Origin of the sequence: Bradyrhizobium sp. 62 (genome assembly GCF_023073035.1) — a bacterium.
Lineage (GTDB): Bacteria > Pseudomonadota > Alphaproteobacteria > Rhizobiales > Xanthobacteraceae > Bradyrhizobium.
The window spans coordinates 496,212-520,753 of the sequence record NZ_JADPIT010000010.1 but is presented as its reverse complement, the minus strand read 5'-3'; the positions used below and the strand labels follow the sequence as shown (position 1 = coordinate 520,753).

The following is a 24,542-nucleotide window of genomic DNA, read 5'->3' as shown; positions in this document are numbered from 1 at the left end:
TCGGCGCCGGCCAGCGAGGCGCAAAGAGCTATCCCCCCCAGTTCAACGACGATCCAGCGCCGCTGGAGCTCATTACTCGGTGGCACCTTCCACATGGGCTCGGCCGACAAAAGGTTTGTCGAAGATGGCGAGGGCCCGGTACGGCCGGTCACCTTGTCGCCGTTCTTCATCGCCTGTCATGCCGTGAGCAATCTGCAGTTCGGCGACTTCGTCCGCGCTACGGGCTATACGACCGAGGCCGAACGCTACGGCTGGAGTTTTGTCTTCGAAGGCTTGTTGCCGGAAGAGACGCGCACCGACCAATTGACACGCGTTCAGGAAACACCATGGTGGCTTCCGGTGCTGCGCGCATATTGGGCACAGCCAGAGGGACCGGCGACCAGCATTCTCGACAGGCTCGACCACCCCGTCGTCCACGTCTCCTGGAACGACGCACAGGCTTACTGCGCCTGGTCAGGGACGCGGCTGCCAACCGAAGCGGAATGGGAGATGGCCGCGCGCGGCGGGTTGGACCAGGCCACCTATCCCTGGGGCAACGAGCTGCAGCCCGACGGCGAGCATCGCTGCAACATCTGGCAGGGCAACTTTCCCGGCCACAATACCATCGATGACGGCTATTTTGGTACGGCGCCCGTTCATGCATTCGCCCCAAACGGATACGGCCTGCACAATGTCGCCGGAAACGTCTGGGAATGGTGCGAGGACAATTTTTCACCGAGCTATCACCGCCTCACAACATCTCACGATCCCTTGAACCGCGGATCGGCTCCGAACCGTTCGATGCGCGGCGGATCCTTCCTCTGCCACGAATCCTACTGCAACCGCTACCGCGTCGCGGCGCGAAGCTCCAATACGCCCGACTCCTCGTCGAGCAATATCGGCTTCCGTGTCGTGCGTGCTGAACGGCTGCGGGATTCGGCATAGGATGGCTCCAGTGCCACAGGCCGCTAAGCCGGCTCAAGCTCCCGGCACCCGTTTGCTGCCGCTCTTTCTGCGCAACTTCGTGCGCAATCGCGAGACCGGCCTTGTGCTGGTCGCCATTGTCGTCGGACTGCTCAGCGGCGTTCTCGTTGCTGCGATCTCGCGCCTCAGCCAGGTCTCTCACGCACTGCTGTTCGACATTCCTGTCGACGCACATCTCAGCGCCACCGGCGTGATTTCGTGGCAGCGAACACTGCTGATCCCGATGCTCGGCGGCTTGGTGCTGGCGCTGATCGGGCTCTACTTCGCCCGACGCGTAAAGGGCCAGCAGCTCGCCGACGCGATTGAGGCGAATGCGCTCTATGGCGGCCGGCTGTCGTTTCGCGGTAGCCTCCTGATTTCGATGCAGACGCTGCTCTCAAACGGTTTCGGTGGATCAGTCGGACTGGAGGCGGGCTACACCCAGATCTGCGCGATGTTCGGCTCTCATGTCGGGCAGCGCCTCGCCGCACGACGTAACGATATGCGGCTCCTGGTCGCCTGCGGCGCCGCGGGTGCGATCAGCGCTGCGTTTTCTGCACCTCTGGCCGGCGCCTTCTACGCCTTCGAGGTCGTGCTGGGCGCGTACACTTCCGCCGCACTTGTTCCCGTCACCGCTAGCGCCGTTACTGCGTGGCTGGTCGCGCGGCAATTGACGCACCAGTCGTTCCTGATGGTGCCCGGCTTCCCCTCACCGGTGTCCGTCGAGATGATCGGGCAAACCGTGCTGATCGGCGTCATCTGCGCCTTCGTCAGCATTATCGTCATGCTCGCAGTCGCATTCTCGGAACGGTGCTTTCAGCGCATCATGGTATTCAAGGGATTCGTACGGCCGATCCTCGGAGGCCTGCTGCTCGGCGGTCTTGCCCTGCTGACGCCGACCGTGCTGGGCGCCGGCCATGGCGCGATGCAGATCCTTCTCGTCAGCAATCCGACATGGCTCCTGCTCACCACGACTATCGTGTTCAAGATTCTTGCCTCAGCCATCTCGCTCGGCTCGGGCTTCCGTGGCGGTCTGTTCTTCGCTTCACTACTGCTCGGCGCGCTGATCGGGCAGCTCTACAGCATCGTGCTGACCGGCCTTCTTCCTACGCTCGCCCTGCAACCGGGCACCGCTGCCATTGCCGCGCTGGCTGCGCTGGGCACCGGCGTGCTGGGCGCGCCGTTCAGCATGGTCTGTCTCGCGCTTGAAATCACCGGCGACTTCTCCGTCACGGTTGGCGCGGTAGTCGCATCATCGGTCTGCGCTCTCATTGTCCGCGAGCTTTTCGGCTACAGCTTTGCGACGTGGCGCTTCCATTTGAGGGGCGAGGTCATCCGTGGCCCGCAGGACATCGGCTGGGCCAGACAAATGAGCGCGGCGTCCCTGATGCGCACGGACTTCGAGAACGCCCCGACGACGATGCCGATCGGCGAGGCGCAAAGGCTGTTTTCGCCAGCGATGGTCCGGCAGGTCGTGCTGCTCGATCCCAACAACGCTTATGCCGGCATCGTTCCGGCCGCGACGCTGCATTCGGTGGCCAACCGGGACGACGAGCCGCTCGGATCGCTGGCGCAGCAACAGGATGAATGCCTGCTTCCGACTACGTCGGTTCGTGAGATCCTGAAAGCCTTCGAGCGCAGCGAGGCAGACGTGCTAGCAGTCGTTGACCGCGACGACAGTCGCATAGCGATCGGAACGCTAAGCGAATCCCACGTGCTGCGCACATATGGCGAAGAACTCGAGCGTCGGAACCAGGAATTGTTTTCCCGGTAGACGGTCAAAGTCAGGGTTTGAGCATGACCTGGCCGGAAAGCCGCATCGCTTTTACGGCCGCAAGTCCATGTCGATACGCACGAAATCGCCGCGATAGGTGACCTCGCCGAGATAGATCACTGTACGGTCGCTGGTTGTGAAGACACGACGGACTTCGGCCACGGGCGAGTTGAGGGGCACGCGAAGCAGCCGCGCCGCCTCAAGATCCGCAGTGCCGATGGTAAGCGTCTGACGGGCGCTGGCGATCGCAGGATCCCTGAGATCGTTGAGGATCGGGATAACGGTCTCGTTGCGAAAGCGCTTTGGCGACCTGCGAAAGATCTTCTCGTCGAGATAGATGGAAATCACGCAGTAAGGCTGCTTCTGGCGTGAGTGCAGGCGGCGCATAAAGACGTATTTCTCGGCCGGCTTGCCGTCTTCGGGAAGCAGCGGCGCATCACTGCGGCTTTCCGAAATGTTGATGATCTCCGGCGAGGTGTCGCGGTACATGTCCGCAAGGTCCGACAGCGTAGTCTCGACCTTGAGCCACCGATCTTGCCGCAAAGAGCCCGTGACAAACGTGCCGCGTCCCTGCTGGGCCCCGATGACGCCGTCGCGGGCAAGCAGCTCGACCGCCTGACGGATCGTGACGCGCGACACCCCGAACTCGGCCGCAAGCTCGTCATTGGCTGGCAGGCGAAAGCCACGGGTCCAGGTGCCGCGCGCAATCCGCTGGCGGAAGATGTCGGCAATCTGCGCGTATTTGGGGACGTGACTGTCGGAATTCAATTCCATCTCGCCTCCGGAAGATCAATGAACCGATCAGGCCATGACAAGAGCTGCACCGCGCTCGCCGATCATCAGGCTGGTCGCGTTGGTGTTGGCCGAAGTGATCTGCGGCATCACCGAGGCATCGATCACGCGGAGCCGCTCGACGCCGCGCACGCGCAGCTGCGGATCGAGCACCGCTCGCTCATCACGGCCCATGCGGCAGGTCCCGACACAGTGGAACACGGTGCCACCCGTGTTGCGCGCGAAATCCCACAGCCCGGCATCGTTCCTTGCTGCGTCTCCCGGCACCACCTCGACGTCCCACAGTGGACGAAACGCCTTCTGTTGATAGATCTCGCGCAGGATCTTCAGGCCCGCAACGATGGTCTTGCGATCGGTCTCCTCGGCGAGATAGTTGGGCGCGATCCGCGGCTGCTCGAACGGGTCGGTCGAACTGATCGCAAGCCGGCCGCGCGACTTTGCGTGGCATTGCCAGACCGAAGCTGTAAATCCGGAATAGGTGTGAAGGGGCTCACCGGGCTTGTCGACCGACAGTGGCATCACGTTAAACTGCACGTCTGGCCTGCCGCCGACGGCGTATTCGGTGCACGCTGCGCCGCCCACCTGCCCTGCGCCGACCGTCAACGGGCCGCTGCCTGCCAGCATCCACTGCAGGCCCATCTTCGCAAGCTCGACCGGATTTCGGACCTGATCGTTGAGCGAGATCCGCTCCTTGAGGCGGACGATCAGCCGGGCTTGATAGTGGTCCTGAAGATTTGCGCCGACTTCCGAAGCATCGGCAACGACGGTGATGCCGAGCTTGCGCAGCAGATCAGCCGGACCCACGCCGGAAAGCTGAAGGATCTGCGGCGACTGCAGCGCCCCGCCTGACAAAATGACCTCGCGATCCGCTGTCGCGCGGTGCACTTGTCCCTTGCTGATCCATTCGACGCCGGTCGCGACGCGTCCGTTGAAAACGACCTTGCTGACATGCGCATGGGTAACGATGGAGAGGTTTCGACGGCCGGCGGTCGGCTGCAGAAACGCAGAGGCGGAGCTGGTCCGCCAGTGACGCCCAATGCCGAGCTGGTAGGTGCCGACGCCGAGCGTGGTTGCGCCGTTGAAGTCCGGATTGCGTGGCAGGCCAAACTGCGCGCCTGCCTCGACCCACGCCCTGGATGCCGGATTGTCATTGCGGAGATCGGAGACCTCGAACTCGCCGAGGCCGCCGTGAAACTGGCTCTCGCCGCCGCGGTAGCGTTCGTAGCGCCGGAAATACGGCAGGACGTCACGATAGCTCCAGCCATCGGCGCCAAGGCGTTCCCAGTCGTCGAAATCCTCGTGCTGGCCGCGGATGAAGATCAGCCCGTTAATCGACGAGGATCCGCCGAGCACACGGCCGCGCGGCCAGACGATGGAACGGCCGCCGCTGCCTTCCGACGGCTCGGTCCTGAACAGGCGCGAGAAACGTTCGTTGTAGATGGTCCGATAGTACCCGACCGGAAGCCTGAGCCAAAAATTCCGGTCCGATCCACCGGCTTCCAGCAGCAGCACGCGGCAGGCGGGATCGGCTGACAACCGGTTTGCGACCACGCAGCCGGCGGAGCCCGCGCCGACGATAATGTAATCGTAGCCCTGCGGTGACATCACGCGGTCCGGTACTGTTTGATCGACGCAAGATCAGGCGTGAGCCCAAGACCTGGCGCGTCGCCGAGTTCGATCGCACCCTCCCGGACATCAAACACGGGGCCACAGAAGCGATCGCGCAGCGGGTTCTCATTGCAATCGACTTCCAGCAGCCCGTCGCCGCCGATGCCGGCCAGAAGATGGGCCGATGCGAGAAGACCGATGCCGGCACCAAGATAATGCGGACAGAACATCTTGCCTGACTGCAGGATATCGCGGGCGATGCCCGCGCACGCCGAGAGTCCACCCCATTTCGCGATGTCCGGCTGTACCACGCCGAGAACCGGCTCACCCAGCACCTCGGCAAATCCGGCGTGGCTGGCGATGTTCTCGCCCGCCGCGAGCGGAAAGCTGATTAACTGGCGGAGCTGCTTCCACTCCTGCCGGGGGCGGTCGGCGCGGATCGGCTCCTCGAGCCAGCCAAGGTCGAACGCCTCCAGCCGCGGAGCAAGCTCAAGCGCCTGCGCGATGGTCCAGCCCTGGTTAACGTCAGCGGCGAGCAGGCCTTTGCCAACAAGCCGCCGCAGGGCCGCCAGATTGGCATGGTCGGCCACCGGATCGAAACCTATCTTCAGCTTCAGGGCGCGGTAGCCACGCGCGAGGGATGCCTCTGCGGCTCGCTCTGACCCTGCGGGATTGATGCCGCTGGCATATACCTTGATCCTGTTCCGGGATCCGCCGAGCAGTTTCCACAGCGCAACGTTCTGGCGGCGCGCGTGGAGATCCCAGATAGCAAGATCGATGCCGGCGATAGCCTGCGCGAACGGACCCGCTTCGCCGGATTGCAGCGCGAGCACCGAGGTTCCCTGCGTCAGGCGCTCAAAAGCGGCTGATGGGTCTTGCGCACTAAATCCGATAAGGGCTGGCGCGAGAACCTCGTTGACCAGCCGAACACGGTGCTCGGCGCCCGGCGCCGGAAAATTGCACCACACCTCGCCCCAACCCACGTGACCGTCCGTATCCTCGACGCAAACGAAAACGGCAGGCCGATCCGCCATCCGCCCAAACGAGGTGATGACGTGTGTCGTCAACGGATAGCGATAGCCGAAAGCCTGGACGCTGCGAATGGTGAAAGGCGACGATGTCATGCTCAGAAGGCCTGCGACGCCTATGACCAAAGGCGCCCTTGTATGGTCATCCTGTTTATAATATGACCGTCGAAAACATCAACCGCTATCGGGTGGATGCGTCGAATGAACGGAGCTGGCGTAAGACGCTTTGGTCTCGGATTGATTCCGTGGTTCGGTGCAATCCTGCTCTGGTACGCGGTTCGCTGGAGCGGCTTCGTCAACGTCTCGCTGATCCCCGCCCCGCACCAGGTGGCCGCGAAATTCTTCGAGCTTCTCACCAAAGAAGGCCTTCTCGTCGACATCTTCGCCTCCACCAGACGCGTCTTTTTCGGCGTCGCGCTCGGCATTCTTGCAGCGGTGCCCGTTGGCTTCCTGCTCGGCTGGTATCGCCCGGCCCGCACCTTCGCCGACCCGATGATCAACTTCTTCCGCGCGCTGCCACCAATCGCGCTGATCCCGCTGGTGATTGTCTATTTCGGCGTGGACGAGGTCGCAAAACTGGTCATCCTGTTCTACGCCTCATTCTTCTCCGGCGTGATCGTGATGTATGAAGGCGTCTCGCAGATCACGCCCCTCTACATCCGGGTCGCGCAGACGCTCGGTGCGAGTCAGGCGGAAATCTTCCGCAAGGTCATCATTCCCCTCACCGTCCCGCATATCCTCACCGCGTTGCGGGTCGCATTGGGTGTGGCCTGGGCGACTCTCGTGGCATCTGAGCTGATCGCCGCCCAGCGCGGACTTGGCGCGATGATCCAGAATGCCTCGACCTATTTCCTGCTCGACGTCATTTATGTCGGCATCATCTGCATCGGCCTGATCGCCCTGATCATGGACATGATCCTGCGCAGGATCACGGCGCGGTTGCTGGTGTGGCAGGATCGGGCCATCGCATGACGAAGCGTGCGCAGTTCGAAAACGTTTCGTTATCATTCGAAACTCCGAGGGGCCACCTCAACGTCGTCGAAGACGTCACCTACGACATCAACGATGGCGATTTTATCGCGGTGATCGGCCCCTCCGGCTGCGGCAAGACCACGATGATGAGCATGCTTGCGGGCTTCCAGAGGCCGACGACCGGAAATGTGCTGTTCGACGGGCGTCCCGTCGCAGGTCCCGGACCCGAGCGCGGCGTCATCTTTCAGGAATATGGCGTCTTCCCGTGGCTGACCGTGAAGCAGAACATAGCTTTCGGCCTGAAGCTCAGCGCCAACCGCGTCCCGGCCGGTGAGCGCGATGCCATCTGCGATCACTATCTCGGCCTGATGGGATTGTCCGACTTCGCCAGCTCCTATCCGAAGCATTTATCCGGCGGCATGCGTCAGCGGCTCGCGATCGCGCGTGCCTATGCCGTCAAGCCGCAGTTCCTGCTGATGGATGAGCCGTTCGGCGCGCTCGATGCCCAGACCCGATCCAACATGCAGAATCTGCTGCTAAAAGTGCTCGAGACCGAAGGCAAGACTGTCATGCTAATCACCCACTCCGTGGAAGAGGCGATCTATCTCGCCTCCCGCATCGTGGTGGTGACCGCGCGGCCGGCACGGATCAGGCAGATCATCGACGTGCCGTTCGCCTATCCGCGCGATGAATCAATCCAGGAGCGGGCCGAATTCGGCGAGTTGCGAAGCTACATCAGGCAGCTCGTCATGGACGAGTATCGCGCCCAGCAGGCGCAAATGCGTCCGGCATCATTCTCGGGATAACAAACAAAACGGAGGATACCATGGACCGCAGACAATTTCTGACCACGACGGCGGGCCTTGCGCTCGGCACCTTCACGGCCTCAGCACCGGCGATCGCGCAAGCGAAAACGAAAGTCCGAGTCGGCTATCTGCACACTGTCGCGGTCGACGGCCAGATCTGGACCGGCATGGATCGCGGTTCCTTTGAAAAGCAGGGCCTCGACCTCGAGCTGCGACAGTTCAACACCGGTCTCGAGATCTTTCAGGCGCTGATCGGCGGCAGCCTCGACGTACTGGCCACCGGCGCGGTGCTCTCGAACTTCCCTGCCCGGGGGCAGGGCAAGGTGTTCCTGATCAACGACATTGAGGTCGCGACCGCACAGCTCTGGGTTCGCGGCGACCAGGGCATCAAGTCGTTTGAGGACCTGAAGGGCAAGCGGATCGCGACCGCGACCGGTACCACCGCGCATGTGTTCCTGGATACCGCGCTTCGCGCCAACAAGGTCGATCCGAAGGAGGTCGAACTCGTCAACCAGACCATGCCAGCCGCCGTGACCGCCTTTATCTCCGGCGCGGTACCGGCCGTCGCTCTTTGGGTACCCTTCAACGTCACGGTTCGGGACAAGGTGCCAGGGGCGGTCAAGCTCGCCGATGCGTCAGCCTACTATCCAAAGGCCGCTATCATCGGCGGCTGGGCGGCGGCCAATGATTATTACGAGCCAAACAGGGAAACGCTGGCGAAGCTGATCCGTGGCTGGGCGGATGCGAATGACTACATTGTCGCGAACAGCACCGAAGCGATGGAGAAGCTGCAGAAGGGTCACTATAGCCAAACCCCGCCGGCCGACATCAACGAATCGTTCAAGGCCCAGAAGATGTTCACGTCCAGGGAGTGGAAGCGAATGTACTCAGACGGGACGGTCACCAACTGGCTGCAGCAGTCGACAGATTTCTTCATGGCCAACGCAGGCATCAAGGACTCCACGCCGGCAACCAAATATTTTGATCCCAGTCTGTATCTAAAAACAATCGTGTGATCTGATCGCGGAAGCTGGCGGTTCCTTGCAAGGAGCCGTAGCACCCGCGCTCTCTTCATGTTGAAAAGGCCTTCGTTTCGAAAGCTGATCAGTCGATGATATGGGGTCCCGTTTAGTTGAAGCGTACTGGCCGCGAACCGCCTCCGTTTGCATGACACTGAGCGATCCTGCGGCTTCATTGGCCCTGCTCATCACTGTAGGACCGCAGTTGCCCTGTTTCGGCTGTCTCGTTCGAGGCCAAGCAACGCTGCGCCCGCTCGATCTGGAAGTACAAGAACTGGTCATTCGACGGTTACATAGTCACATCTAGCTTCTGCGGCCGTTCTGCTTAACTCAGGCGAAGTTGATCCGAGACGCAGACGGGGTGCTTCTCGCCGAGCATGCGCCACCCGGATTTTGTCGAATAACAACTGCTGCTGACTGACGAGGTTTGCCGACAATCTTTATCAGTCTAGAACCGTCTCCAATTCGGATCGTTACAAGCAAGCCGACTGATGCCGCGTCCTTAAATTGTCGTCAGATGAGGCGCCACCTTCCGCCGGTGCGCTCGTCTTCAGGAGCGGATGGCGTCAATCGCGTGAGCTATTAGAACCGCAACGCTTGCCGCGATTATGATCACTAATAACCAACTGATCACGTCCGTCTCCATCAACATTATGGAGTGAACGCGCTCAAACGCGCACAGTCAAAAACAAGTCGCCGAAAAGCTTAATTTCAGCGATGGGCTGAGGACTCGAGGCAACTCTCTTGCGTCCGCAGTCGGTCCTATCGGCGAGATGCCAGTAGCCGAGTCTCACCGACCCACCATGATGGGTCTCGGTGCAGCTCCCCTCTCGCTTGGCAGCAATAGAGAGCAGAATTGTTCCGTCCTCGGAACAGAATGCCCACTAGGTTGATTTCGGTTCCGCCGAAAATGTGTTTGCAAAAGAGACAAAGTTGGGGCAGATTTTTTGCTACCGGGGCTGGCTGCATATTTCACTTGGTATTTTTGACCCGGCTTCATTTGACGACGCGTGGGCCGCAGCGATTTAACCTCCCGCTGCGGCCTTCGCCGCACGGCAGGCCAGCGTGAACCGGCGAGCGCCCTCAAGGTACGCCCTGTCGTTGGCGCCTCAGAGTCGGAGGACCGTGAGAACGGCTCAAGCGTCTCCAGCCGCAGCTTTCCCTCTGCTCCGCTGATCGAGTTTCGCGGGAGCGGCTCGCCCTGGGCATTAGCCATTGGGACAGTGGCCCCGAATCGATGCCGATTGCCGAAAGGGGCGGAATCCGCATTATGGTTTTGCTGGGCGAAGCGGATCTACCGTGGCTCTGAAGAACCCCGACGCTATTGCGGCAGTCGTGACTGCGCTGCGGCTTACTTACGGCGACGAAACGGCACGAGCCATGCTGGTCGGCGGCATGAGCCTGGCCGCGCTGATAGAGGCGATGTTCTCCGCCTCGATTGAGCGACGCGATGCCGTTCGATATATTGCGTCTGCCTTGGACGATCTCGCCATCTCGCCGGAACCCGGCCCCGTCTGGCACCTTCGCTACGTTTACGAAAGTCATGGCTCGTTTCGCGTCGTCGATATGGAGATCGCGACGCCAACAGGCACGCTGTCCAGTAAAGACGTCTGGCTACGTCTGCCCGTCTAGCTACCTTGCCACTTCTGCAATGTGACCAGTGCTGTCGACGATTAGCGAGCGCGCGGTACCTTCTCTGACGGCCTTGTAAGTCTTGATCTTTCCGACCGGCACCTCCTGGATCTGCGAGTAGCCTGCGGCGCGAAGCTTGGCGATGATCTCCTCCGACGTCAGGCTGAGCGCGGACGAGGATCCCCAGACCAGTACGAGGGCAGCCATTACGAACGATCGCAGCACTTGCCCTCCTTGCGCGCACGCCGTCATCGGGTTGACTCCTTAGCTTAGCCGCCGACCGGCCCCGACAACGTCTCCAGTCCCGCCTCTATTGCCGCGATGTCCTGCTCGATTTGCGCAATCGACAACCTGCAGTCAAAGCCCACCCAGGCCTTCAGGTCTCCGGCAAGTCGCCGGCGATGGATCCTCAGCTCTTCAAGCGACTGGCGGTCTTTCACTCTTGCGTAGCCATCCACAATCAACTCAATCGCACTCGACATGACGCTACTCCACAAAAACATTCTGATTTAATCGAATAAAGCTTAGTGCGAGCCGCCCGTTCGGCGCAACTTCTGCGCTGGCTTTGTACAAAATGGCCCCTCCGCCCTGCTTACGCTTCAGCCAATGGGGCGGCTGGGGAACAACAAGAGCCAGAGAGCCCCTCGAATGCTCAACCAAGCCGTCGTCAAAATCGGTCAAGATCATTGACGGGTTGGCATTGCACTCAGCGTCCAACGGCAAATTCTTCGAAAACGGTTGAGCACAGGGTTTTAGTTTTTTCTAGCTTTTCCCGAACGGGGGCGTCAAACTTGCGTCCATTGAGAACGTAATTTTTTCAGGGACATTGCGATGGGAAAACCTGCCGTTTCCCGTGATGCCTTCCGGGGACTATTCGCTTTCTATGCGGCGAAGGCTCATCACGACCACAAGCCCGAGGCCGAACATTCCCTTTTGCGGATGTTCGGATCTGCGGACGATATACCCGATGCTTTGCTGCAGCAGTGGTCGGACAGAGCTGAGTTGCTCGGCTCCGAAACCGTTGGTCGCTTAATGGATCCACGCGTCCGTCAAATCACGAACGGCAACGCGCAATACGACCATGCCAGCGACTTTCTTCACACGCTGCTGAGAGACCTCGGGCAGAAAATGCAGTGATCAAACCGCCATGCCATTGGCGCCACAGTCGTCAGACGCATAGACTTGGCACCTCTTTGCCTGCGCTTTTGATTGACTTGGACTTCATAGGAAACCCATCTGGCCTTCAGCCAAGCTCCATGAGCCGGCGCGCCCCACTGTGCTAGGCATCCATACCGCTGTTATCGGCCTGGATGCAGCCGACCCACGCGCGCTAAACCGCTGGACTGCATCTGCTGCCACCTAGGCTACGATCGCAGCCGTGTGAAATAGTTCACAGATTGGGAAAGAAAAGCTCGCTACCATGGAGCGAGCGGCGGAGATGCTCCGGCCTGCTGTTGCTCGGTCGTCTGCCCATCCGGCTTGATGATGAATTGTTTGTTGTCTCGGTAGCGGAAAAGGCGAGGACGATGATTGACGACGATTTGGTCCGGGCACATCGCAACAATATTCAACGCTATCACCTCTTATTGCAAACCACTCTGACGGACTTCGAACGGCAGTATGTCGAAAGACGTCTGAGCGAGGAGCAATCGAAGCTGGATAGGCTAACGACTCGTGCTCAAGCAAAAGGAGACGGCCAATCGGCTACAGATCACGCAGGGTAGGACACCCGATGGAGCACACGGGTTTGCTGTTAAGGGCTGCGGCGGAAAGGCTGGTGCGAGCAGCTGCGCAGCTTCAGCATTCGGAGCCGACGAGACAACTAGCCGAAGCACAGCAACACCACCTAAACACTTGCGATCGCCCTTGGGTTGCGGTTGGATCGCCTTTTTAGGATTTGATCTAATGGCAATTCAATTGCTTGTGGCGAAGGTTCTCAGGGACGAGCTATCTTCAAGGGGCATGCAATCATTAAGCGTTGAAGATTCCGAGGCGATTGCTGCTCGCATCTTCGAGCGGATCACTGAGCTCGAGCTGGAACTTGCCGCCCGGGGGTTCAACATCCCCGCGAGCGGCGATGATAGACCAACGTGACGAGCCGAGCGTCATGTCCGTTTACGATCCGCTATTGAGCGAGCTGGTGCGCACAAGGGCGCAAACTATTCGGCTCACGTTCTCGGAAATCGAGGGAATTCTTGGGAGGCCGTTACCGCCGTCAGCTTACAAGTTCAGTGCCTGGTGGGGAAATGAGAGTTCGCGCAAAGCTGGGCACACGCAGGCGATGGCGTGGCTGCAGGCAGGCTTCACGGCCAGAGTTTCACTGAAACAGCGGGCAGTGGAATTCCATCGAGCCTAAAGGCTTGTACGTCGCGCCACCTTAGTGTTGCGAGCTTTCCCGCGCGTCCCGGCAGCGTCAGTCCACGGAGAATTAATCCGAACGCGGCGGCCTGTTCTACCCTCTCCTCGCGGTCCTCGGCTCTTCTCCTCCAAGGCTGCGTCGATGAAAAGCAGGTCCAGAATTGCATTCTTTGAGACAGAATAGCTCCCATTCGAACGCCCCAGTGCTTGGGTTATCGCTCAGGCCGAATAGCGGCCTACTGGGCAGACGACGAAGAGCTTCACCCGTGCCAAATCGATCCGGGCAGCACTCCGAAATCAATAAGCCAATACACCTAGGTGGCACCGGACAGACCACGCAACACTCTTCAACCACCAAGGTTGTGGTTGCAATGGGCGAGACCGCTGTGGCGTCGCCGCATGAGCGTGGCTCGAATTTTAGCCCGGGGAAAGGCGTACGTCCGAGCTCCTCGCCTCTGCGGGGCGACGCCTGGGGCGCGTCCGCGGTGAATGGCGCTCGCCGAGGTCCTATAGTCGGCACCGTCATCAGTTCAGCTTGAAAAACGTCTGCCCTAGCCGCTCCTTGAGCGTTTCCAGTAACGACAGTCTTGTATCAGGCGCCGCAGCTTGCGCTCCCGTTGCGGGTGCGGGAATAATATTCAACGGTTTCGCTGTTCGGCGGTTAGAGGCTTTTTTCCCAGATTCGCCTTTTGCCGCATGCTTCGGCTTCAAGACCTCGCCGCCTGATTTCGGAGTGACCGACTTCCCGGCGACGTCAAGTTCGGAGAATGCGCTCTGCAGAGGCCGAGCAGATTGCACCAACGTCGTCGATGTAGAAGGACTGATGTTCGACGGAGCCACAAGCGTCGGCAAACTGGTATCGATTATTACCCGTTCAGGTGCCCGCTCAACTGAGCTGATCCTTATGGACGGTCGCTCTACGTCACTGTTCCCTGGGCCCAGCGCCTGCTGCGGCAGGCACCAGCCGATTCCGATCATCAACAGGACGAGAGCGCTGCCGACGAATCCGAAGTATTTCATCAAAGGCACAGGTCGCCTCCGTTTGGGGATGACCTTGCGGCCTCGTTTGTTAGCAAAAAGCTAAAGGTAGATTAAAACGGAAGACATGGTTACTACGCACGTTGCGATGCAAAGTGGCTATCTCGCGGGCGTCCGTGACTTCGATGCTGCGTCGTAGATCTCGATCTTCAGCATCGGATACTTGGCCAACAATTCAAGGGCCGCTTTAGTCGCGGCGCCCTGATCAAGAAATTCAGTCTTGAAGCGACCATCGACGAGCATGGCAAAGCCGGTGGCCGGCGCGAGGTCAGCACGCCGAACTCGGCTTGGTTGCGGACGTTCCAGGTGAAGGGTTGTTTTGTTCATTCCTTACTTATCCGGCTGGAGAACGCCCTTGCTGCTGAGGCTCTCGCAAATCGCCGAATTGAATGCTTGGGGTTTCCCAACCGGCGTAAGCACAGAACAAGAGAACAGAGATTCGAAATGCAATCGACATGCCGCCCGCCTTTTCTTGTTGGTGAGGACGGTACAAGCAACGTCTTACGGCCAGCTTAGGAGAAAGGGCTTGCGCAAGGTATACGCCTGATCAAAAGTGCGAGGCTGGTTTGCCGAAGCCGCCGTCACATTTCTGTCGGTGACCGCACCGATTCAGCATTCATGAATGAATTCGCTATCGTGACCAGGTGTACTGCGGCGGTGCCCAGCTGCTCCATTTCCTTGTCAGCAGTGTAGGCTGAAGCCGCTCGTCGATAGGCGATTGCAACGGTTGCGTATGCATCCGTGATCAGTACAGCTGAATGGTCGTGCGCATCCTTGGCTTTCCGATCACGTGCTTGGACGACTTTTGTTGCCGCCTGAGCGGTTAATTCAGCAAGCTTCTCGTTACTTAAGCTCGGATCATCAATACCAGGCTGACATGCAGAAGCCGCGCCGGCGATGGCCTGATAGTATTGGCGCTTTTGCCACTCATTGGCCGTCAGGTAACTCTGCAGCAGGCGGCGAGCCCTCACTTCAAGCTGCTTTCGATCGCTTCGGATCTTTTGATGATCTGAGCTAAGCCAGCGGAGCATCGTCTGCCTATTCACTTCGGCGCCTAACGCAAAGATCAAGGGGCTATAGAGTTCCATCAGCACACTTGAGCTCGTTCGCCCAGCGCCCTCGGGAAATGTTGAAGTCGATTACAGCCTGCAGGTCCAGCGAATGAGAACGAATTCTACGATGAATCAAGTGAGAGGAAAGAGGGAGTTGAGCGCAGGTCGAAAGTAATTTGCCTCCATGTTGCTTTGTCCGCCCTGCGAAGGATGCGTGCCGTCAGGGCATAAAGCTTGGTTTGCGGCAGCGGAGTCAGGGCCCCAGGTCGGATCGGCAGCCCAATCGACAACAAAGTCGCACTTTCCTTCACTCGGAAAACGTCGCAGACCCCCATCGGCGGTGGCCCGATTAACATTGAAGAGACCTTCGTTACGAGGATTGTGAGTGCTGATTCCGAGCTGCACGATTTTGCGTGAGGATTTAATTGCATCCTGGAAAGTGGCCAAATACCCGGCAAATGCAGCAAGCCACGCAGAAGCGTCAGTCGAACGAAGATCGTTTTGTCCGGCCTGAACGAACAGGATGTTCGGGACATCTTTGAATGCGGCGATCACGACGGTTGTCGGCCGAGCATATCTGCAAGAAGAGCACCATCCGTCGCAAAGCATTGCTGACTAGTCTCATGGACAGCGTTTGGTAGGTAGAGGGTGTGGTACGATATCGTCCTAGCCCCGCCATTATCGACACTGGAGCTTGAACCTTCGACGATGAGGTGACGCATCAGAGGCATTCACGTCGTCTCCCAGTTGCAGATCATCAGCGCAGCTGTACCAAGAGCATTTCGTCCCTACCTAGCTGCTCGGCGAAAGTGCATGGCGCCCTGCGCTGGCTGCAGAATCCGATCATGCTCCCCCCAAGTAATCTGATTCAGCGCCTTATTGTCCTGGTGCGACTTCCATTTGGAACGGGATCGAGCTGGGGCGTTTGTTCCTTGCAGCATAGGAGTTCAGAATGAGATCTTCCAGATTTCTCTTGGTAGCGGCGCTCGTTTTGACCAGCACCTCGGCTTTGGCGCAAGCTGGCGGAGGTGGTTCAGGTGGAGCTTCGGGAGGAGGAACAGGCTCAGGCAGCACAGCGGCCGGCTCGATGTCGAGCAGTGGCACCGTGAACGGTACGGGTGGTTCGCCCGGACCTAACACGAGCAACGCTCTCAACCATCAAACCACGGGAAATCGGCTGGGCGATCCGGCTAGGAATGAGAACAATGGCTCTTCAACCCCCGCCAGCGGCTACGTCAACGATCCTACGATGAACAAGGCTGTGCAGGATTTGGGTAATACGAATACTGGTATTGTAGCGCCTACGCGCTAGGCCTCCGCCACCGGCGGGCGCCCCACATGAGCGCCCTGGTTGGAATTAGAACGGCTACCGCACGCCACGACGTGAAGACTATGCGGCGCGGCCCGAACGGGTTTAGCCAGACGGGCTCTTGGACTGATAAGCTTTTGCCCGAAAGCTTATCAGTCAGCGTCGTCACCGGTGACGGTGAGAGCGCGTTCTAGACTAAAATTGGCCGCGCCTACGGCTCCTCCTGCAAACCAAATCGCCGGCAGGGACACCGCGCAAATTTTAAAGACGTATGGCTGGCTGGCAAGCAACTGAGGCATTTCGTCAATCGTTCCCCAATGGAGAACTCATACCTGATGGTCGAGAGGATCGTCGGATTGTCCGTCTCGTCGCAACTCGCGGCGGAAAGAACGTGCGAGATGACCGCGCCATCGTCACTCTCGCCGCATTCGTCCTAGGCTTCGCGATTGTTCACACTACATAGTCAGGGTTCGCGTGCCGAAAGCGGACTTCACGAGTCGACCTTATTGAGCCAAGTTTCTCGCTCCACATCCGGTAAGTGCGGGCGCCGCAATGGTGGGGTCATCATAATTGGTAGGGGCATAATCGAATCACCGCCGACAATGAGTGCCTCTCCGTCCCGTAGGTTCGCGAGGAAAACAGCGGCAGACCCATCTAAAACGCCGCTTGCATTCACCACGACAGCCTGATCCCGCTCATTTATCAGACGGTGAACAACGAACAAGCCTACTTGACTCAACACATCCTCCGGAACGTCCCGGGGACGTTGAGTCGCTAGTAGGCATGTCAGTCCGTACTTTCGACCTTCTTTTGCAATCAACCCAAAGGCATCAAGCTGTACCTTGTTAACATCATCACCCACTGTCTTGCTCAAAAACTGATGTGCCTCATCTAGTGCGACCACCATTGGCGTCTTATTGAATGCACCGTCCCGAGCCATTCCGAGAAGGTGTCTGCCGATCGCGTTGACCACGAGCTCGCGCGTGTGATGCTCGAAAGCAAGATATCGCAGCGATATGCGTAGCACTGACGCATCTTTGTTCGCCATAAACGACGAGATAACAGCTGTGAGATCCTCCATGTAATCAGGAGGTGAAAAAATCGGCGCAAGGTGAGACGATAGGATAGCGCTTTCTACCCGCATGCAGAGCGTAACGCACCCGCTATGGGAAAAGTCGTGGACATGGCCCCAATGCGACTTACTGGAGCCCATAGGCTGCACACATTCATGAAGAATCTGCCGACTGAGTTTTGTGATATCGTAGTTGGCGGACTGCGCCCGGATTGCCGCATCGTTTTTCAGCAGTGCTCGGTTAATGGGTTGTTTTGCGGCATTTTGCTTTACTAGGTAGCCATCCTCATCTGCCAAGGACGGCTCCATGTGCAAAAGTTTAAGACTCATAAGTGCATCCCTCAGTTTAGGGGCTTGAACGCCGGGGCTTGGCTGAAGGATGGCAAATACGTCGATCTCATTCAGGTGCCGATAGGGAAATGAGACAAATCGACGAGTATCGTCGGCCCCACTTCTCTGACCGCCTAAGTGAACATGCTCTGCTAGGTCGCCCAAGGAATGATACTCTCCTGTCGGATCGAGAAGAATGACTTTGCCCTTCCGTAGGGAAATTTGCTCGATGAGCCGTGCCGTTGACCAACTTTTTCCGCCTCCCGTTGATCCGAGAACGGCGCAATGCCGTCCAAACAATGAAGCCGGCGCCAGTGCGATACCTGTTTCGGGAGCGCCACGAAGATGCCCTACAATGATGGGGTTGGCGGCCTTACCCTGCGTCGCGGCTATCACAAAACGCATAAAATCGGGATGAGCCAAGTATACATAATCGCCGATACGAGGTACCTCAGCTATACCGCGACTCGATTTGGAAAAGTTCAAATCCACCGAGCCCAATAGCCTAATGATACCGATCGGATTAGCGATTTCATCGCCATCTTTCCGCTCTGGCTCAACGCTGAGGCGATCTCGATCCGGCAACTGGATCTCAACTATCCGCCCAATGACGGCTGCGGAATAGGATTCGATGACGACAAATTCGCCAACCTGCCCCCGCGTCACGCGATGGCCCGCGTATTGCGAAGGCGCGACCTCTGTTGCAAACGGAAGGTTAACGCGCACGATCGCTGGCGACACTAGCGATACGGAGCCGAGATAGCGCGATCTCTCGAACGGATTGGCAAAGCTACTTGTCAAAAGATGCACTCATTCTTCGTATGCGGTCGTTGTGCCGCTCGAGTTCTGTTTCCGCTATCGCATCAGGAATAAGCGAGGTGAGCTCTTCGAATTTCGTTGCAACCAGGGCGACCCGGCCGTCTCCATTGTCGATGAGTTCACTAAACGCTTGAATGTATTTGTTACCGCCGGCAGCGCTTTGTGTTTCAGCGTTAGGATCGGCGATGACGATGTTCAAAGCGAGGTTGCCCTTAAAAGCGCCCAATATCGGCTCTGCAATATGTTTGTCATTAAACCCAAATCCCGCCACCAATAGGGTCGTGTTCGGTGCACGAACGGCCGCCTGAAAAGTACCCATCATTTCGATGTACGGCTGACTGAATGCCATCTCGTATTTCGTCGACTGTGGGTAGATAAGCAGTGGCGCTTTAGTTCCAATCCTTTTGGTGATCTGGTTTGTTTTCTGATCAAGCTCCCAATCGATAGACCCGTGAAGTTTGTGCAGGTGAAACAGATTTTCTATAAAATCTGACTTTTCCTCGCCAGTCGTCCTGCGTACGACATCGAAGGAGAATTGCGAAGAATCAAAAGTGGCCTCGCTGGCAAAGGCAAAACCATCAACTACGACAAATCCAGATCTCTGTGCGGCCTGCTCGAAGCAACGGTCATAGTTGGTAGTGAACAGCTTAACGCGCGATCGGCGGGCAGAACGACGTGCGACGCGCCTCAAAAAAGCTTCATGCTTCGACAGATCGGTATCGCTCGTTAAAAAGTCGACCTTATCTCTGATCACGCCTTCGGCAATAGCCAGCAGTTCAGATATTTCTTGTGCTTGTGACCCGAGCAAAAAGTCCGACGCGACCTTGGCGCGTGAGAGTATGTATTCGAGGTCGCTGCTTTCTAAGGCTACGTTGGCGAGTGTCAAGAAATGAGACCACCTGCCTCCAGTCTTTTGATACTTCGTATCGTCATCGTCTAAATTCCCAAACTTTGTCTTTGTGTATGTGAGAAGGTCGCCCATGGTAGGAGCGATCGTGCGGCCGCTTTCGGTCACGCACAGCGACGTACCGAGACCAGCCAGGATAACCAAGTTTTGGGCACGCACTGCGCCAGACATCACGCGCCGTACATCGGCGAGCCCAGGATCCTGATCGGTTGGGCTCGTCGCAGAGGCGTCTATCTCAATCCAAGCGCTACCGGTCTGAAAGCTTTTGATTTTCACTGATTTGGCCTTGAGAGATTCTTCAAACTAAACATTCCGCGAAGGGTTCTACCTGAAAATGTAAGAAAGCCTACCACAATTAAATATCGCTCCGATCGGTAGCTCCTTGTTGATAAGCGTATTCCGCCTTCTAGGCGTGTCTCGATCTTAGCTCGCCCTTGGTAGGATCGAGATGATGCACCCCGCGGAGCAGGTGGAAATCTCCCGCGCGGACGCCGGAAGCGCTGGCGAAGGTGAGTTTGACCTTAAAGTCCCTATCGGCGACAGCGAGCAGGGCGCGCGTGGCTTCCTTCGTCGGCGGAGCAATCTTCTTTGGGCTCTCGGCTCACCGCTCCGTCACTTTCGCCCTCGGCAACGTTGACCTCGCTATGCAGGTTATGAGCCTAACGAGCTTTCGCGCTGAGACTGAAAAGGTTTTGTTGGTTTGCTTTTCAGTCGCCTGCCCTGCTCCTGGTCATCTACCCGCATGGCAAATGAACCAACTGTTTTGACGGTGAAGCCGACGTTTCTGGGGATTGGTACAGGTACCGATTGACCGCTGAGGCTTCTTAGGTCACACTAGAACGAATAGTGAACAGGAACGTTCGGCATGGTTGACCAAGTCCACGGGCCACGCATCGTTTGCCCGAAATGCAGCCATCAGATCCCGCTGACAGAGTCGATCGCTGCGCCATTGCTTGAAGCTGAGCGTAAAGGCTTCCAGCAGAAGCTCGCTGCGCGCGAAGCCGAGTTTGGCCGCAAGGCGGATGACCTACGGCGACAGCAAGAAGAACTTGCCGAGGCGCGCGAGAATATCGAAGCGCAGGTTCGGCAGCGTCTGGCGGCCGAGCGAACCCAAGTTGTGACGACCGAGGCGAAAAAGGCGCGAGAACAGGTAGCCGGCGATTTAGCTGCCATCAGGCAGCAACTCGCCGAGAACGAACAGCTCTTGAAAGTACGCGAGACCAAGCTCGCCGAAGCGCAGCAGGCTCAAGCAGAGGCGCTACGCAAACAACGTGAGTTCGAAGAAAAGACCCGCGAACTGGAGATCACGGTTGAGACACGCGTCCAGGCAAGCCAATCCGAGTTAGTAGCCAAGGCTAGGCAGGCTGCGGCCGACGAATTGAAAGCCCAGGTCTCCCAGAAGGACACTCAGATTGAATCGCTCGGCCGCACGGTCGAAGAATTGAAACGAAAACTTGAGCAGGGATCGCAGCAGACACAGGGAGAGGCGTTTGAACTCGAATTTGAAAATCTATTGCGAAGCAAGTTTCCGCTCGACCTGATCGAACCCGTGGCGAAGGGCGAAACCGGTGGCGATATTGTCCAAACCGTCAATGCGCAACTAGGTGCATCTGCTGGCATAATCCTTTGGGAGCTTAAAAATACGAAGGGTTGGTCGGATGCTTGGTTACCCAAACTGCGCGACAACAAGCGCTCAGCCAAAGCCGACATCGCCTTGATCGTTTCAACTGCCTTACCAAAAGGTGTAGAAACCTTTGACCTGATTGACGGGGTCTACGTCGCCCATCCACGATGCGCGATCCCGGTCGCCCTGACACTACGCCAAGGTTTGCTGGAGATCGCTAACGCACGCACTACGCAGGCCGGACAACAGTCCAAGGCTGAGCAAGTTTATCAGTATCTGACGGGCTCAAGATTCAAACAGCGAATTGAAGCCATCGTTGAGCGATTCAAAGAGATGCGAGACGACATCGACAAAGAGCGCAGGTTCATGTTGAAAGCTTATGCGAAACGTGAGGCGCAACTCAGCGGGATGGTCGACTCGACGGTCGGCATGGTCGGAGATCTTCAAGGTATCATGGGGCAAGCAATGCCCGAGATCGCTGCAATCGATGAGCCCCCAATGATAGAAGGCAAAGCTGCTTAGAGCCGAACGGCATCCCTTCCTAATATGTGCTTATCGCGCGACCTCGCTTAACGGCGGACACGGTTCGTCTCGCAGCAGAGTGGACGGCATTTCATTCCGTAGCTTTATGGCGCTCTCGGCGTCACAACTAGATGAGAGAAACGTCTACGAAGCGATGAAGGCCTTACTCATTGGCCGCCCGTCTTGCGAGCGAAGTGGACGGGGCTAATGAGGGGACACGAAAATCCTTCTGATGACCGTCGGCTTAGCCCGGACGCACGGCCTTGACATGTGCAACGGGCCTCAGCTCTTATCCACGGTTGTGGGGGACCCCAAATGCCATTCGAGACACCGATTCCGATCCGTCAAGCGATACAGAACATTGTCGACGGGAAATACGTTCTGCCGGCTATCCAACGGGAATTTATCTGGGAGCCTGAACAAATCGAGCTTCTTTTCGATTCATTGCTGCGCGGCTATCCGATCAGCAGCTTCCTTTTTTGGGAAGTGCCACGAAACCAGGTGAAAGACTGGCAGTTCTATAGGTTTCTCACGCACTATCATGAGTACAATGCCCGCCACAATGCGCCAGCCCAGCTCATGGGTGATCGCGATGTTACTGCCGTGCTGGACGGTCAGCAGCGACTGACGGCGTTGGTGATCGCTTTGACCGGAACCTATGCCAGCCGCACCAAGAATAAGCAGCGCTCCAACCTAGCGGCGTACCCGGTCAAGAAGCTCCATATCGACCTTCTCGGACTGGCAGACGACACTGACGAGCAGAAATTCTACGCAATCCGTTTTCTGACCCCGGAGGAAGCCGCCTCCGATACTGCGCGTTTTTGGGTATCGTTTCCGGAGCTATTCCTGAAAATAAAGAGTGTCACCGATGTTTTGATGTTCATGGCGATGGAGCGTATCAGTTCATCTCCCCAGGAGAAGCGCGATTTCGCCGCTCAAACGTTGGCCAAGATCTGTGAATCTCTCAACACGATCGGAAACATCAACTTCTTTCTGGAGCGCGAAGCCGATCTCGATAAGGTCTTGCAGATATTTATCCGGATCAACAGTGGCGGCACAAAGCTGAGTTATTCGGACTTGCTGCTCTCGATCGCGACAGCCTCTTGGAAGGGCACAGATGCTCGACAAGCAATCCACGGATTTGTAGACGAATTGAACAGTGTCAGTGATGAGCTGACTTTAGATCAGGATTTTGTTCTCAAGTCGGCGCTCGTGCTTTCGGACATATCGGACGTCAAATTCAAGATCGAGAACTTTAATACCCCGAATATGACAACCATTGAAACGGCATGGCCCTCGATCAAAACCGCTCTGTCGTTAACGGTGCATTTAGCCAAGTCATTCGGAATGAGCGACCGGTCATTGCTTTCGGCAAACGCCTTGATCCCTATTGCCTATTATCTGAAGAAGACGGGCGCTACTGAGTCGTATCTGCATTCCTCATCGACGAAAGCAGATCGGGCTGCAATTCGCAGCTGGCTCACCAAAGTTCTCCTGCGCGGGACCTTCGGCTCCATGGGCGATACAATCCTCTCTGCACTTCGCGGAGAGTTGCAGAGCGCCTCCGCCGGCTCATTCCCCGAAGGCGCGATCAATGACCGTTTAGCGCAGCTAAATCGGTCCATCAAATTCACGAAAGATGAGATACACAACCTGCTGGGACTGCAGTACAAGACCCGGCAGACCTTCCTGGTGCTGAGTTTACTCTACCCGAACTTCGACTTCTCTAATGGTTTCCACGTCGACCATACCTATCCAAGGAGTAAGATAACTGAACGCCGCTTGTTGGCTAAAGGCGCAAGCCCCGAACAAGCGCATTCCTGGCCCGACTTGCGCGATAACTTGGCGAATTTGCAGTTGCTGCAAGGGGGTCCCAATCAAGCCAAGTCCGATGTCGATTTCGACGATTGGCTGAACGATCATTTCGGAGATACCAACAAGAAGGGCTACTTCCTTGCCACGCATCAATTTCCTGATTGGTCGTCGTTCCCCTACACGAAGTTCGGCGAATTCATTGCCCAAAGAGAGACGATCATGAAAGCATACCTAGAGAAGGTCCTGAGTTAGGTCGCATTGTCCTGCGCGCCGAACGAGCTGCATAGCGATGGCCGAACCACTTCCTACTATCGATCGCGCGCTCTTGAGCACACTTGTTCGCGGCGCCGAAAAGACGTTCGAGAACGCCGAAAGACTTTATTTCGAGGCAGAGCTTTTGACGAAGGCTGGTGCAGCGGCAAGAGCGCTCTGTCTTCATCAGATTTCTCTCGAAGAATGCTCAAAAATCGAGAGCATTGGCGCATGGGCAACCTCGTTGTTGGCAGGAGTTGACGTCAATCAGGACAAAGTCCTGTCGGCCTTGAGAAGGCACTCTTCGAAAAACAAGAGCAACGCATATATGATGGAGGGGACGCATGCCGAGAGGGACGCCAAGGCCAGCGGCAACTGGGAAGGAATGCGGGAGGCATTCAGTAATTTCCAGAAGGAATTCCACGCAAAGTCAAATGATGCAAAAAATGCATCGCTGTATGTCGACTGGAAGGACGGAGAATTTGTCTCGCCCAGCGAACAGATCACAGATGAAATGCTCGCTAAAATCGTTGACAGAAATCGGACGTTTCTTGGTTACGCCCACAACGGCCTGAATATGCTGCGGGGACTCGATAAATCGCCAGAAGCTTTGCAAGACCTGGTCGTTGACTTCATCGAGACCGCAAAGAAACTACGCGTCGAGATGCCGAACGATCCAGAGAAGGTCGGCAATACGCTCATACACCGCTTCCTAGACGCTGGAATGAAGCGATTGACGGGCAAAACCGATTAGATAGTCAATGCCGGTATGGCCGCGCCAAAACTCTTCAATCATATAGCATCACATGATCGGGCTTTGAGGGCTAACTGGACGCCGCTTGTTGGCTAGGCGCAAGCCGCGACCAAGCGT

The 24,542-nt window shown here is 57.5% G+C and carries 22 protein-coding genes; 11 read left to right on the top strand and 11 right to left on the bottom strand.

What is annotated here, in order from left to right:
* The first annotated feature begins 30 nt into the window (after window positions 1-30).
* The gene (locus IVB47_RS06640) at window positions 31-924 is read left to right on the top strand and encodes a formylglycine-generating enzyme family protein (protein ID WP_346730782.1); all 894 of its coding nucleotides are present in this window, start codon (window positions 31-33) and stop codon (window positions 922-924) included.
* A gap of 10 nt (window positions 925-934) precedes the next feature.
* Window positions 935-2,716, top strand: a complete 1,782-nt coding sequence (locus tag IVB47_RS06635) for a chloride channel protein (RefSeq protein ID WP_247460508.1) — start codon at window positions 935-937, stop codon at window positions 2,714-2,716.
* Window positions 2,717-2,767: 51 nt separating this feature from the next.
* Here the strand turns inward: IVB47_RS06635 and IVB47_RS06630 are convergent, their stop codons facing one another.
* The 3 genes from IVB47_RS06630 to IVB47_RS06620 are packed head-to-tail and all read right to left on the bottom strand — an operon-like array spanning window position 2,768 to window position 6,240.
* Entirely contained in the window at window positions 2,768-3,490 is a 723-nt protein-coding gene (locus tag IVB47_RS06630; protein ID WP_247460506.1) for a GntR family transcriptional regulator, read from the bottom strand.
* Between the two features lie 27 nt (window positions 3,491-3,517).
* Window positions 3,518-5,113: a GMC family oxidoreductase N-terminal domain-containing protein gene (locus IVB47_RS06625; RefSeq protein WP_247460504.1), complete on the bottom strand. Its 1,596-nt coding sequence runs from the start codon at window positions 5,111-5,113 to the stop codon at window positions 3,518-3,520.
* Window positions 5,113-6,240: a mandelate racemase/muconate lactonizing enzyme family protein gene (locus IVB47_RS06620; RefSeq protein ID WP_247460502.1), complete on the bottom strand. Its 1,128-nt coding sequence runs from the start codon at window positions 6,238-6,240 to the stop codon at window positions 5,113-5,115. The genes IVB47_RS06625 and IVB47_RS06620 overlap by 1 nt, the downstream gene beginning before the upstream one ends.
* A 105-nt stretch (window positions 6,241-6,345) precedes the next feature.
* Here IVB47_RS06620 and IVB47_RS06615 point away from each other — a divergent pair, with 105 nt between their 5' ends.
* The 4 genes from IVB47_RS06615 (at window position 6,346) to IVB47_RS06600 (ending at window position 10,573) form a co-directional block, all read left to right on the top strand.
* Entirely contained in the window at window positions 6,346-7,116 is a 771-nt protein-coding gene (locus IVB47_RS06615) for an ABC transporter permease (protein WP_247460500.1), read from the top strand.
* The gene (locus tag IVB47_RS06610) at window positions 7,113-7,922 is read left to right on the top strand and encodes an ABC transporter ATP-binding protein (RefSeq protein WP_247460499.1); all 810 of its coding nucleotides are present in this window, start codon (window positions 7,113-7,115) and stop codon (window positions 7,920-7,922) included. Before IVB47_RS06615 ends, IVB47_RS06610 begins: the two co-directional genes overlap by 4 nt.
* A 20-nt stretch (window positions 7,923-7,942) precedes the next feature.
* Window positions 7,943-8,938, top strand: coding sequence for an ABC transporter substrate-binding protein (locus IVB47_RS06605; protein ID WP_247460498.1), 996 nt, complete (start codon window positions 7,943-7,945; stop codon window positions 8,936-8,938).
* A 1,302-nt stretch (window positions 8,939-10,240) separates the two neighbouring features.
* On the top strand, window positions 10,241-10,573 hold the full coding sequence (locus tag IVB47_RS06600; RefSeq protein ID WP_247460496.1) for a hypothetical protein: 333 nt from the start codon (window positions 10,241-10,243) through the stop codon (window positions 10,571-10,573).
* Here IVB47_RS06600 and IVB47_RS06595 read toward each other — a convergent pair whose 3' ends face one another.
* Window positions 10,574-10,780 carry a hypothetical protein gene (locus tag IVB47_RS06595; RefSeq protein ID WP_247460495.1) on the bottom strand — a complete coding sequence of 69 codons (207 nt, stop codon included), beginning with the start codon at window positions 10,778-10,780 and terminating at the stop codon, window positions 10,574-10,576.
* Between the two features lie 62 nt (window positions 10,781-10,842).
* The gene (locus IVB47_RS06590) at window positions 10,843-11,055 is read right to left on the bottom strand and encodes a hypothetical protein (RefSeq protein WP_129276097.1); all 213 of its coding nucleotides are present in this window, start codon (window positions 11,053-11,055) and stop codon (window positions 10,843-10,845) included.
* 349 nt (window positions 11,056-11,404) lie between these two features.
* On the opposite strand from IVB47_RS06590, the gene IVB47_RS06585 reads away from it, so the two are divergent.
* Window positions 11,405-11,710, top strand: a complete 306-nt coding sequence (locus tag IVB47_RS06585) for a hypothetical protein (protein ID WP_247460494.1) — start codon at window positions 11,405-11,407, stop codon at window positions 11,708-11,710.
* 768 nt (window positions 11,711-12,478) lie between these two features.
* Window positions 12,479-12,667 (top strand): hypothetical protein, encoded by a 189-nt coding sequence (locus tag IVB47_RS06580; RefSeq protein ID WP_247400679.1) that lies wholly within the window; start codon window positions 12,479-12,481, stop codon window positions 12,665-12,667.
* Window positions 12,668-13,456: 789 nt separating this feature from the next.
* On the opposite strand, the gene IVB47_RS06575 is transcribed toward IVB47_RS06580, so the two are convergent.
* From IVB47_RS06575 to IVB47_RS06550, 6 genes are all read right to left on the bottom strand, one after another.
* Window positions 13,457-13,951 (bottom strand): hypothetical protein, encoded by a 495-nt coding sequence (locus IVB47_RS06575; protein ID WP_247460493.1) that lies wholly within the window; start codon window positions 13,949-13,951, stop codon window positions 13,457-13,459.
* Between the two features lie 117 nt (window positions 13,952-14,068).
* Window positions 14,069-14,296: a hypothetical protein gene (locus tag IVB47_RS06570; protein WP_247460492.1), complete on the bottom strand. Its 228-nt coding sequence runs from the start codon at window positions 14,294-14,296 to the stop codon at window positions 14,069-14,071.
* A gap of 254 nt (window positions 14,297-14,550) precedes the next feature.
* On the bottom strand, window positions 14,551-15,063 hold the full coding sequence (locus tag IVB47_RS06565; RefSeq protein ID WP_247460491.1) for a hypothetical protein: 513 nt from the start codon (window positions 15,061-15,063) through the stop codon (window positions 14,551-14,553).
* 90 nt (window positions 15,064-15,153) lie between these two features.
* On the bottom strand, window positions 15,154-15,576 hold the full coding sequence (locus IVB47_RS06560) for a hypothetical protein (RefSeq protein WP_247460490.1): 423 nt from the start codon (window positions 15,574-15,576) through the stop codon (window positions 15,154-15,156).
* Window positions 15,577-16,820: 1,244 nt separating this feature from the next.
* A complete protein-coding gene (locus IVB47_RS06555) occupies window positions 16,821-18,542 on the bottom strand; it encodes an ATP-binding protein (protein ID WP_247460489.1) in 1,722 nt (573 codons plus the stop codon).
* Window positions 18,523-19,734, bottom strand: a complete 1,212-nt coding sequence (locus tag IVB47_RS06550) for an SIR2 family protein (protein WP_247460488.1) — start codon at window positions 19,732-19,734, stop codon at window positions 18,523-18,525. The genes IVB47_RS06555 and IVB47_RS06550 overlap by 20 nt, the downstream gene beginning before the upstream one ends.
* Before the next feature lie 589 nt (window positions 19,735-20,323).
* On the opposite strand from IVB47_RS06550, the gene IVB47_RS06545 reads away from it, so the two are divergent.
* From IVB47_RS06545 to IVB47_RS06535, 3 genes are all read left to right on the top strand, one after another.
* Window positions 20,324-21,604 (top strand): DUF2130 domain-containing protein, encoded by a 1,281-nt coding sequence (locus IVB47_RS06545; RefSeq protein WP_247460487.1) that lies wholly within the window; start codon window positions 20,324-20,326, stop codon window positions 21,602-21,604.
* A gap of 315 nt (window positions 21,605-21,919) precedes the next feature.
* The gene (locus IVB47_RS06540) at window positions 21,920-23,671 is read left to right on the top strand and encodes a DUF262 domain-containing protein (protein WP_247460486.1); all 1,752 of its coding nucleotides are present in this window, start codon (window positions 21,920-21,922) and stop codon (window positions 23,669-23,671) included.
* A gap of 37 nt (window positions 23,672-23,708) precedes the next feature.
* Window positions 23,709-24,425 (top strand): AbiV family abortive infection protein, encoded by a 717-nt coding sequence (locus IVB47_RS06535; RefSeq protein WP_247460485.1) that lies wholly within the window; start codon window positions 23,709-23,711, stop codon window positions 24,423-24,425.
* Window positions 24,426-24,542 lie beyond the last annotated feature (117 nt).